The sequence below is a fragment of the Novosphingobium sp. genome, assembly GCF_027489515.1.
Lineage (GTDB): Bacteria > Pseudomonadota > Alphaproteobacteria > Sphingomonadales > Sphingomonadaceae > Novosphingobium.
The window spans coordinates 1-10,237 of record NZ_JAIXZS010000051.1 but is presented as its reverse complement, the minus strand read 5'-3'; the positions used below and the strand labels follow the sequence as shown (position 1 = coordinate 10,237).

At 65.7% G+C, this 10,237-nt stretch carries 11 protein-coding genes and 1 pseudogene; 4 read left to right on the top strand and 8 right to left on the bottom strand.

Annotation, left to right across the window (positions count from 1 at the left end; translation table 11 throughout):
* Positions 1–103, top strand: a pseudogene (locus tag Q0082_RS08855) (IS630 family transposase); the annotation flags it as partial.
* A 71-nt stretch (positions 104–174) separates the two neighbouring features.
* Here Q0082_RS08855 and Q0082_RS08850 read toward each other — a convergent pair.
* Entirely contained in the window at positions 175–600 is a 426-nt protein-coding gene (locus Q0082_RS08850) for a DUF983 domain-containing protein (protein WP_298191648.1), read from the bottom strand.
* An 8-nt stretch (positions 601–608) separates the two neighbouring features.
* Positions 609–2,003 (bottom strand): ribosome biogenesis GTPase Der, encoded by a 1,395-nt coding sequence (gene der / locus Q0082_RS08845; protein ID WP_298191647.1) that lies wholly within the window; start codon positions 2,001–2,003, stop codon positions 609–611.
* Positions 2,004–2,136: 133 nt separating this feature from the next.
* Between der and Q0082_RS08840 the strand changes: the two genes are divergently transcribed.
* On the top strand, positions 2,137–2,922 hold the full coding sequence (locus Q0082_RS08840) for a CHAP domain-containing protein (RefSeq protein ID WP_298191645.1): 786 nt from the start codon (positions 2,137–2,139) through the stop codon (positions 2,920–2,922).
* A 72-nt stretch (positions 2,923–2,994) separates the two neighbouring features.
* On the opposite strand, the gene mmsB is transcribed toward Q0082_RS08840, so the two are convergent.
* From mmsB to Q0082_RS08810, 6 genes are read right to left on the bottom strand one after another with little or no spacing between them, the layout of a single operon-like run.
* The gene (gene mmsB, locus Q0082_RS08835; RefSeq protein ID WP_298191631.1) at positions 2,995–3,867 is read right to left on the bottom strand and encodes a 3-hydroxyisobutyrate dehydrogenase; all 873 of its coding nucleotides are present in this window, start codon (positions 3,865–3,867) and stop codon (positions 2,995–2,997) included.
* On the bottom strand, positions 3,864–4,667 hold the full coding sequence (locus Q0082_RS08830; RefSeq protein ID WP_298191629.1) for an arginase family protein: 804 nt from the start codon (positions 4,665–4,667) through the stop codon (positions 3,864–3,866). Before Q0082_RS08830 ends, mmsB begins: the two co-directional genes overlap by 4 nt.
* 10 nt (positions 4,668–4,677) lie before the next feature.
* On the bottom strand, positions 4,678–5,472 hold the full coding sequence (locus Q0082_RS08825) for an enoyl-CoA hydratase-related protein (protein WP_298191627.1): 795 nt from the start codon (positions 5,470–5,472) through the stop codon (positions 4,678–4,680).
* A complete protein-coding gene (locus Q0082_RS08820; protein WP_298191625.1) occupies positions 5,469–6,518 on the bottom strand; it encodes an enoyl-CoA hydratase/isomerase family protein in 1,050 nt (349 codons plus the stop codon). Before Q0082_RS08820 ends, Q0082_RS08825 begins: the two co-directional genes overlap by 4 nt.
* Positions 6,515–6,895, bottom strand: coding sequence for a VOC family protein (locus Q0082_RS08815; protein ID WP_298191624.1), 381 nt, complete (start codon positions 6,893–6,895; stop codon positions 6,515–6,517). Before Q0082_RS08815 ends, Q0082_RS08820 begins: the two co-directional genes overlap by 4 nt.
* Positions 6,896–6,912: 17 nt before the next feature.
* The gene (locus Q0082_RS08810; protein ID WP_298191623.1) at positions 6,913–8,058 is read right to left on the bottom strand and encodes an acyl-CoA dehydrogenase family protein; all 1,146 of its coding nucleotides are present in this window, start codon (positions 8,056–8,058) and stop codon (positions 6,913–6,915) included.
* Positions 8,059–8,177: 119 nt separating this feature from the next.
* Between Q0082_RS08810 and Q0082_RS08805 the strand changes: the two genes are divergently transcribed.
* Together Q0082_RS08805 and Q0082_RS08800 are read left to right on the top strand one after the other, a co-directional pair.
* Entirely contained in the window at positions 8,178–9,239 is a 1,062-nt protein-coding gene (locus Q0082_RS08805; protein ID WP_298191622.1) for a helix-turn-helix domain-containing protein, read from the top strand.
* Between the two features lie 93 nt (positions 9,240–9,332).
* Entirely contained in the window at positions 9,333–10,154 is an 822-nt protein-coding gene (locus Q0082_RS08800; protein WP_298191621.1) for a sterol desaturase family protein, read from the top strand.
* Positions 10,155–10,237: the final 83 nt, after the last annotated feature.

Here is a 10,237-nt window from a genome sequence, read left to right as displayed (position 1 = left end):
CACCGTAAATGGCCTGTGGGACCTTATCGGAAGGCTCGTCGACATCTTCCAGCCAGATGAATGCGCCAACTACTTCAGTTCATGCGGATATGATCCAGATTGATCGAAAACCGCTCTAAATCTCGGTCACCCCGGACTTGCCCCGGGGTAACGAAGGAAGGCAGGTTGGTAGGCCTAAGCCACTCCAGCCTCGACCTTGCCCGAGTGCCCGGCAAAGCCCTGCATCCCAAGCCACCACTGCAGCGCGATCACGCCGCCCTTGGCGGGGCGCAGGATCGCGGCGATCAGCGCACCGGCCATGACCAGCGCAATGAGCATCATCGCCCACGCGGGCAGAGCTTCCATCTTGCCGAGGCCGATGATCACCGGCGCCATCAGGTGCCCGGTGAGGAGGATCGCGATATAGGGCGGGAAATCGTCCGCGGCGTGGAGCGTCCAGTTCTGGCCGCACATCCGGCAGCGCTCGACCGGCTTCAGCCCGCCCGCGAACAGATGCGTGCCGCCGCAACGCGGGCACTTGCCGGACGCGCCGCGCAGGATGGCGGCTCCTGCGCTGTGTGGCAGGATCGCAGGGTCTACTGGCACGGCAGCATTGGGCATGGCGCGTCCTACTTCTTCGCAAACGGGTTGGTCGGGCTGCGCAAGGTCAGCCGGATCGGCACCGCGTCAAAGCCCAGTTCGCGGCGGATGCCGTTGACCAGATAGCGGCGATAGCTTTCGGGAAGCTGATCGAGCCGGGTACCGAACATCACGAAGCTTGGCGGGCGGATGCGCGCCTGCGTGATGTAGCGCAGCTTGATGCGGCGGCCGCCCGGCGCCGGGGGCGGATTGGCGGCAAGCGCATCGTCGAACCAGCGGTTGAGCGCCGAAGTCGGCACGCGCTTTGACCACGCAGCGCGGATATCGAACGCGGCGCTCAGCATCTGATCGAGCCCCTTGCCCGTCCGCGCCGAAACCGCAAGCAGCGGCACGCCGCGAACCTGCGCGAGGCCTTCCTCGAGTGCCGCACGCACCCCGTTGAATAGCGCCGAAGGGTCTTCAGCCACGTCCCACTTGTTGATCGCGATCATCAACGCGCGGCCTTCCTCGAGCACCATCGAGGCGATCTTGAGGTCCTGATGTTCGAGGCCGCGCGTTGCATCGAGCAGCAGCACCACGACTTCGGCAAAGTCGATCGCGCGGCGCGCATCGGCGACCGACATCTTCTCGAGCTTTTCGACGACCTGCGCCTTCTTGCGCATCCCCGCCGTGTCGATCAGCCGCACCGGGCGATAGGCGTCGCTCGTCGGATCGAACCACTGCCAGTCGATCGCGATGGAATCGCGCGTGATCCCGGCCTCAGGCCCCGTGAGCAGCCGGTTCTCGCCGAGAAGCTTGTTGATCAGAGTCGATTTGCCCGCGTTCGGCCGCCCGACGATGGCGAGCTTGAGGACCGATTCGGGATCGAACTCCTCCTCGTCTTCCTCGCCTTCCGGCGGAGACATGCCGTCATCATCGCTGTCGTCCGCGTCTTCGATATGCGGGCGCAGCGCCTCGAACAAATCAGCGAGGCCCTGTCCGTGCTCGGCGGAAAAGGCAACCGGCTCGCCAAAGCCCAGCGCGAAGGCATCGTAGAGACCCGGATCGCCTGCGCGCCCTTCGGCCTTGTTGGCCATGAGCACGATGGGAATGCGGCTGGAGCGCAGATAACGCGCGATTTCCTCGTCGAGCGGAGTGATCCCGGCGCGCGCGTCGATCACGAAGAGCGCGACGTCCGCACCAACCAATGAGGCCTCGGTCTGCTGGCGCATGCGGCCCGGCAGCGTCTCGGGATCGAGGTCTTCCCAGCCCGCCGTATCGACGATGGTAAACTTGAGGCCGAGCAGATCTGCATCGCCAAAGCGGCGGTCGCGCGTCACGCCCGGCTGGTCGTCGACGAGCGCGAGCTTCTTGCCGACCAGCCGATTGAACAGCGTCGATTTGCCGACATTGGGCCGGCCGATGATGATAACCTGGGGCAGCATGGCTTTCCCGTGGCCCCAACGCGGCCGGAACGCAAGCGCAGCGTGGCAGGGCCGCACGGCCGGGACGGCGCTTAATGGGCATTAACCAGTCTCGCGAGAGCCGCTTTAACCACATCGGGGCAAAAAGCGGGGCATGGGCCCGGCTCCGATCAGACTCGCTCTCCTCGCGTTCCTCGCCGCGAGTCCCGCGCTGGCCTTAGCGCGCCCGATTGCCCCCGATCCGGCGCTGGCAACGGGTGATGATGCTGGCGATAGGGCAGGCGAAGAGTCCGGCCTGCCTTATATCCAGTGCGTGCCCTATGCGCGGATGATATCGGGTATCCGGCTCTTCGGCGATGCCCATACCTGGTGGGATCAGGCGGCGGGACGCTATGCGCGCGGCACGCGTCCCAAGGTCGGCGCGGTCATGGCCTTCCGTCCTTATGGTGCAATGCGGCTAGGCCATGTCGCTGCGGTCAGCCGGATCATCGATTCGCGCACGGTGCTGCTGCGCCATGCCAACTGGTCACCTATCGAAGGTCGCCGCGGCCGACTCGAAGACAACGTCCGCGCGGTCGACGTTTCGCCAGCGAACGATTGGAGCGAAGTGCGCGTCTGGTACGCTCCGCTGGGCGGCCTCGGCACCACGCACTGGCCGGTCGAGGGCTTCATCTACAACCAGAAGCCAGCGGCCAGCGAACGCCTGACCGTGCTGGCTTCAGCCGACGCGCCCAAGGTGACCTACACTTCGCGCATCGGGCCCGATTTCCTCAAGGGCATCGTTCCCGAAACGAGCCGCCCGCCGGCGCGTCGCCCGCTGGCCAGCCGTGATGTGCCCAAGGCTTCGACCAAGCCGCGCGAGGAAGAACGCACCGTCGCGGTTTCGCCAAGCCTCGCGCGTGATCCCATCGGCCGCATCATCGCCAGCCGGGTGCGCTAGCTTTATCCGCACACGGGGATAGCGGCACCGGCCCGCTCCCCCGCCCTTTATCGGTTAGGCGGAAACTGCAAATCAAAGCGTCTTGATGATCGCCGAGAAGTCCATGCCGCCGTTCCCGGCCGCATCGAACGCCGCATAGAGTTCCGCCGCCCGCGAACCCATCGGCACATCGGCTCCGGCGCTCTTCGCCGCTTCCATCGCGAGCTTCAGGTCCTTCAGCATCAGCGCGGTGGCAAAGCCGCCCTGATAGCCGTTGTCCGCCGGCGTCGTCGGGCCGACACCCGGGACCGGGCAATAGCTCGTCATCGACCAGCACTGGCCCGAGGCCTTGGACGAAATGTCGAAGAAGGTTTGCAGATCGAGGCCCAGCTTCTCGGCCATGGCGAAGGTCTCGCAGGTCGCGATCATCGAGGCGCCGAGCAGCATGTTGTTGCAGATCTTGGCCGCCTGGCCCGCGCCGCTGTCACCGGCATGGATCACGGCCTTGCCCATTGCGGCAAGGATCGGCTCGCCGCGCGCAAAGGCGTCGGCGCTGCCGCCGACCATGAAAGTCAGCGTGCCGCCATTGGCCGCAGCGATCCCGCCCGAAACCGGCGCATCGACCATGGCATAGCCTGCGTCTGCGGCAAGCGCCGCCACTTCGCGCGCGGTCGCCACGTCGATGGTCGAGCAATCGAGCAGCAGTGCCGAAGTGGGCGCGTGGCCGATCACATCGGCGGAGTAGACCGCCTTAACGATCGCGCCGTTCGGCAGCATCGATACAACGGCGTCGGCGCCCTGCACGGCTTCCTTCACCGAGGTGTAGGTGGTGCAACCGTTTTCCTTGGCGCGCGCCAGCGCTGCTTCGGCAAGATCGAAGGCGTGGACATCATGCCCCGCCTTGACGAGATTCGCGGCCATGCCGCCGCCCATGTTGCCCAGGCCGATGAATGCGATTTTGCTCATGATTTATTTCCTTTGCAGGCCGCAGCGACAATCGCGGCAAGGATATCCGCTCCCTCTCGCGCCGCCTGTTCGTCGGCGGGCGCGAATTCGGTCAAGGTGAACCCGACGACGTCGCAGCGCCGGGCAATGCAAGTGATCAGCGCGATCGCCTCTTCGATCGCCATTCCGTCCGGCTCGGCAAAGGCGAGGTGCGGAAAGGCGAGCGGATCAAGAACGTCGGCATCGAAATGGATGTGGACAGGCGCGCCCTTGGGCAGCAGCTCGATATCCAGCGACTGCAGGCCTCGTCCCTCGCGAAAGACCGCTTCCGCCGGATCTGCAACACGCTCACCGCAATAAAAGAACCGTGCGGGGTCGAACGGTCTGCCGAGCCTGGAGCGCATCGGCTCCGGGCCCTCGCCGAACAACGTGGCGACCGGCATCCCGTGAAAGCTGCCGCTAGGCGACGTCTGCGGCGTATTCGCATCAAGATGCGCGTCAAACCACACGACGAAGAGATCAGGGTACTGCCGGGCGAGATGATCGATGGCGACCACATCGACGCCGCAGTCTCCTCCGGCCGTGAGCAGCCTGCGCGGTGCAAGACGATTCAGTAGGTCTTGCGCCGCCTCGAACTGCGCCATGATCGCGTTCCACGCGTTGACGCCCTCGCCGCTGACGCCGGCGCCGGTAAACGGCGCAAGCGCGTGCAACGGCGCGTGCCGACCGATCACCTCGGCCGCCGCCGCCGCGCCGCGCGGAAGATGCTCGGGACGGCCCGAGCCCTGCCATTGCGGAATGCTCAGCGCGATATCGAACATGGCAGGGAGACTACTTCCCCTTCCACACGCCGGGGCGCTTTTCGATGAACGCGGCCATGCCTTCGGCCTTGTCCTCGGTCGCGGTCAGGATCTGGAACACGCGGCGTTCGAACAGCAGGCCTTGGTCAAGCGTCATTTCGAAGGCAGCGTTGACCATTTCCTTGTTGGCGATCACGGCCACTGGCGGCATCGCGGCGATGGCTTCGGCTGCGGCAACCGCCTCGTCGATCAGCAAGGCGAGCGGCACCACGCGGCTGACAAGGCCAGACCGCTCGGCTTCCACCGCATCCATCATCCGGCTGGTGAGGCACATGTCCATCGCCTTGGCCTTGCCCACCGCGCGCGTGAGGCGTTGCGAGCCTCCCATGCCGGGCGCGACGCCGAGCTTGATCTCTGGCTGGCCGAACTTGGCGTTTTCCGAAGCGATGATGAAGTCCGCCATCATCGCGAGCTCGCACCCGCCGCCGAGCGCGAAGCCGTTAACCGCCGCGATCCAAGGCTTGCGGGTGGCTTTCACGATATGGCTGGTCCAGCGCGAGAAGAAGTCGCCGGTGTAGAAATCAGTCGCGGCCTTGTCGGCCATTTCCTTGATGTCGGCGCCGGCAGCAAAGGCCTTCTCGCCCGAACCGGTGAGGATGGCACAGCGCTGCGTGGGGTCTGCTTCATAGGCCCCGAAGGCCACGATCAGCTCTTCAAGCACCTGCGAATTGAGCGCGTTCAGCGACTTCGGGCGGTTGAGTGTGATCAGCGTGACGGCGCCGCGCTGTTCAACCAGGATCGTTTCATAGGTCGCAGATTCAGTCATGATAGCGGGCTCCATTCCTCGTTTTCAGGCAGGGGCGCGAAGATCGCGTCCAGCAATTCGTCGGTCACGCCTTCGGGCGTCGCCGGGTCCCACTGGGGGGCATTGTCCTTGTCCACGATCACCGCGCGCACGCCTTCGGCAAAGTCCGGGCGCAGCAGGACGCGGCTGCAGATGCGGTATTCCATCGCCATGTTCGCGGCGAAATCAGGGAGGGTCAGGCTGGTGGCGAGCTGACGCAGCGCGACCTTGCAGGTCTGCGGGCTCTTGGTGTGCAATGCCTTCAGCGTCGCGGCGGCAAACTCGCTGCCATCGGCCTCCAGCGCGGCAAGAATGTCCTCGTAGCGGTCAGAGGCGAACAGCCGGGCGATGTCATCCGCCTGCGCCGCAATCTTCGGCTCGGGGGGAATCGCCGCCGCTTCGTGCAGGATCGCCGGGATATCGTCCGGATTGGCCGCGATCTTCGCCTTGACCTCAGCCAGTGCGGCAGAGGGCAGGTAGTGCGTGGCGGAACCAGCCCATAGGCATTCCGCCCCGTCCATCCTTGCGCCGGTCAGCGCGAGGTATTGGCCAAGGCGGCCTTTCATGCGTGAAAGGAACCAGCCGCCGCCAACGTCCGGGAACAACCCGATGCCGGTTTCGGGCATGGCAAGCCGGGTGTTCTCCGTCGCGACGCGGTAGCGCGCCGGATCGGCGATGCCGACGCCGCCGCCCATGGTGATCCCATCCATGAAGGCCACAATGGGCTTTTCATAGGTCATGATCAGGTGGTTCAGGCGGTACTCGTCGAAGAAGAACTTGCGGCCCGAAACGCCGCCGTCATTCAGTGCCGAATTGCGCAGGAACGCAATGTCACCGCCCGCGCAGAAGCCGCGCCCTTCGGAATGGTCGATGATCACCGCGCCAATCGCCGGATCATCCCGCCATTTGAGCAGCGCCTCGGTCATGCCATCCACCATCGCGCGGTTGAGCGCGTGGATCGCCTTGGGCCGGTTGAGTGAGAGCACGCCCATCCCGCCTTCGACGCGCACCAGAATATCGTCGGTCATGCAGCCTTATCCATTCGAGGTTCGATCAGATCCCAGCGGTTGCCGAAGGGATCGCGGAAAACGAGCACCGCGCCATAGGCCTCGCGGCGTGTTGGCGCTTCAATCATCACACCGCGTTCGCGCAGCATGGCCTCGCTCGCGGCGATATCGGCGGTATGGAGAAAGAACCCAACGCGCCCGCCCGCCTGCCGACCGATTGCCGCCGCCTGCGCTTCATCAGCAGCCCGCGCCAGCAGCAGCTTCGCGCCCTCGCCGCAGGAGACGACCACCCAGCGCTTGCCCGCGCCAAGATCGGTGTCCTCGACGAGGCGGAAGCCCAGCGTCCCGACAAAGAACGCCAGCCCCGCCGCATAATCGGGCACGACAATCGTCACCATGGCGAGGCTGCGCGCTATCATTGCCGCAGCAGATCCCGGCCCACGATCATTTTCATCACCTCGTTGGTGCCTTCGAGGATGCGGTGGACGCGCAGGTCACGCCAGAAGCGCTCGATCGGATAGTCCTTGAGGTAGCCATAGCCGCCGAAGACCTGCAGCGCGCGGTCGACCACCGAGGAGCCGGTATCGGTCGCGAGCTTCTTGGCCATTGCCGAGAAGCGCGTCTTGTCCGGCGCGTTCGCGGTCACCTTCGCCGCCGCGAGATAGAGCAGTGCGCGCGCCGCTTCGAGGTCGATCGCCATGTCGGCGAGCTGGAACTGGGTATTCTGGAAATCGGCGATCGGCTGGCCAAACTGGCTGCGCTCCTTGGCATACCGGATCGCTTCATCAAGGCAGCGCTGCGCCCCGCCGAGCGAGCAGGCGCCGATATTGAGCCGCCCGCCATCGAGCCCCGCCATCGCAAAACGGAACCCGTCGCCTTCCGCGCCGACGCGGTTCTCGACCGGCACCTTCACGTTCTCGAGGATCACCTGCGCGGTCGGCGAGGCATTCCAGCCGAGTTTGCGCTCGGGCGCGCCGAAGCTGACGCCGGGCATGTCCTTCTCGATCACCAGACACGAAATGCCCTTTGGCCCTGCCTCTCCGGTCCGCACCATCGTCACGTAGATATCGCTGACGCCGCCGCCCGAAATGAACTGCTTGGTGCCGTTGACGACATAGTGATCACCCTCCAGCTTCGCCGTCGTGCGCAGCGCCGCCGCGTCCGAGCCCGAGCCCGGCTCGGTCAGGCAATAGCTGGCGATCTTCTCCATCGTGATCAGCGAAGGGAGATAGCGCGACTTGATCTCGGCCCCGCCGAACCGGTCGATCATCCACGAAGCCATGTTGTGGATCGAGATGAATGCGCTCGTCGTCGGGCAGCCATAGGCCATCGCTTCCATGATGAGCGCCGCGTCGAGCCGCCCGAGCCCGATGCCGCCGCTCTCCTCGCTGACATAGATCGAGGCAAAGCCCAGTTCGGCCGCGGCCCGGATCGTTTCCAGCGGGAAACTATGGTCCTCGTCCCATTGCGCCGCAAACGGGGTGATCGCATCGGCGGTAAAGCGCCGCGCCATCTCCTGAATGGCAAGCTGGTCGTCGGTGAGGGCGAACTGGTCGGTCATGCTCTGGCCTTGGATTGCAGGGAGGGTGGAAATGCAGGACGTGCGCGATGCCCTAGCCGAAGCGTGGGGCGTGGCAAGTGATGGACCTTGGGGCGAGCGCGAGCCATAACCGGCAACAGATGCAAAGCCTCGATACTGCCCAGATAGACACCGGCCTTCGCCTGATCGCCATCGGCCAACTGGCGCTGATCGCGCTGGTCGTCTGGCGTAGCGGGGCCTCGCTGCCGCTGCGCCGCATCACCGCGCTGCTGCTGGTTTCGGTGATCGGCTACCTCATCAATTCGGGGCCGGCCTTTCCGGAACTGCCGCCGGTCATCCGCCTTGGCGTCGTGCTCGCCAGCAATCTGGCCGCGCTGTTCCTGTGGCTTTTCGCGCATGCACTGTTCGACCGCGCGCCCGACCGCCGCATCGCGGTCGCCGCCGCTGTGGTGATCGTGGCCAGCGTGTTCGTGTTCGTCCTGCGCAGTTGGACTGCCGCGCTGATTCCCTTCGCCGATCTTGCCGGCCATGCCGTCTCCGCGTTGCTGGCGATCCACGCGGTCGTGATCGCGCTGACCGAACGCGACGACGATCTCGTCGAGGCCCGGCGCCGGTTTCGGCTGGCCTTCGTGCTGATTGTCGCGGGCCTCGCCATGTTTGTTCTCGCGAGCGAGGCCTGGTTCGGCTTCGGCTACGAACCGGTGTGGATGCTCGCCGCGCAGTCGCTGCTGATCGCTGCCGCTGTCCTGGTCATTGGCACGGCCATGCTGACGGCCGATCCCGCACTGCTGGCGCCGCCGCGCGCGCCCGGAGTGCTGCCGCCGGCCGATGACTGGAGCCCCGCCGAACGCGTCCTCCACCGCAAGCTCGAGGCCGCCATGAAGGACCGCGTCTGGCTGGAACCCGGCCTCACGATCACCGCGCTCTCCGCAAGGCTCGATGTGCCCGAGCACCGCCTGCGCGCGCTGATCAACCGCCGGCTTGGCCACCGCAATTTCTCGGCCTTCCTCAACGGACACCGCATTGCCGAGGCGAAGGCCGTGCTGGCCGATCCGGCGCGCGTCGATCTGCCCGTCCTCACCATCGCGATGGACCTCGGCTATGGCTCGCTCGCCCCGTTCAACCGCGCCTTCCGCGAGGCGGTCGGGCAGACGCCGACCGAATTCCGCCGCACCGCGTTTGCCGTTCCTGAAAAACCCTGATCGATTCCGGAAAGGATCAGCTTTTTCGGTCGGCGCGGAGCCGCCGCGCCACCGCCGTGACACAAGCCGGGCATCCCCTTCCCGGAGAGCCTCATGCCGATCACGTTCCTCTTCCTCGTCCACCGCATGCTCGATGGCATCTGGATCGAAAGCCTCCGCTACTTCGCGGGCGCCTCCGGCGTTGCGCTGCTGTGCTGGCTGCTGGCCCGCCGCATTGCCCACCGCCGCATCCAGACGCGCCGCGCCACCAATGCCGACCGCCTGCGCGAAGTGCGCCAATCGATGTGGTCGATGGCGGTGTTTGCCTTCGTTGATCTGATCACAGTCGTGCTGATCGCGGTGGGCGCCATTGCTTTCAATGATGGTCCGCCGGTGCTCACCACGATCCTGTGGCAGACCGCAGCGCTCATCGTGATGCACGATGCCTACTTCTACTGGATGCACCGCGGCATGCATCACAAGACGATGTTCCGCCTGCTCCACTCGGTCCACCACCTCAGCCGCACGCCGACGAGCTGGGCTGCCTACAGCTTCGCAACCGGTGAGGCCGCGTTCGAGGCGGTGATCGTGCCGCTGATGGTCGCCGCGCTGACACTCGCCGCGCCCGCCGAGCCCTGGGCCGTGTTCATCTTCCTCGGCCACCAGATCGCGCGCAATGCCTTCGGCCACGCGGGCTTCGAGCTTGCCTGGCCGGGCTTCACCCGCTCGCCGTGGACAGGCTGGCTGACCACCACGGTCCACCACGACCTCCACCACAGCGAAGGCCGCTACAACTTCGGGCTCTACTTCACCTGGTGGGACCGCTGGCTGGGCACCGAGCACCCGCGCTACCACGAGCGGTTCGAGGCGGTGGTGAACCGCCGCCGCGAAACCGCCGGGCAGAAGATGCCGGTCCATGGTGCTGTCAGCCCGTGAGCCTTCGGATCAGGCCATCGTCGGGATGACGAAGGCGTTCCCGCTGTCAGGCAGACCGTCGGGCCAGCGCTGCGTCACGGTCT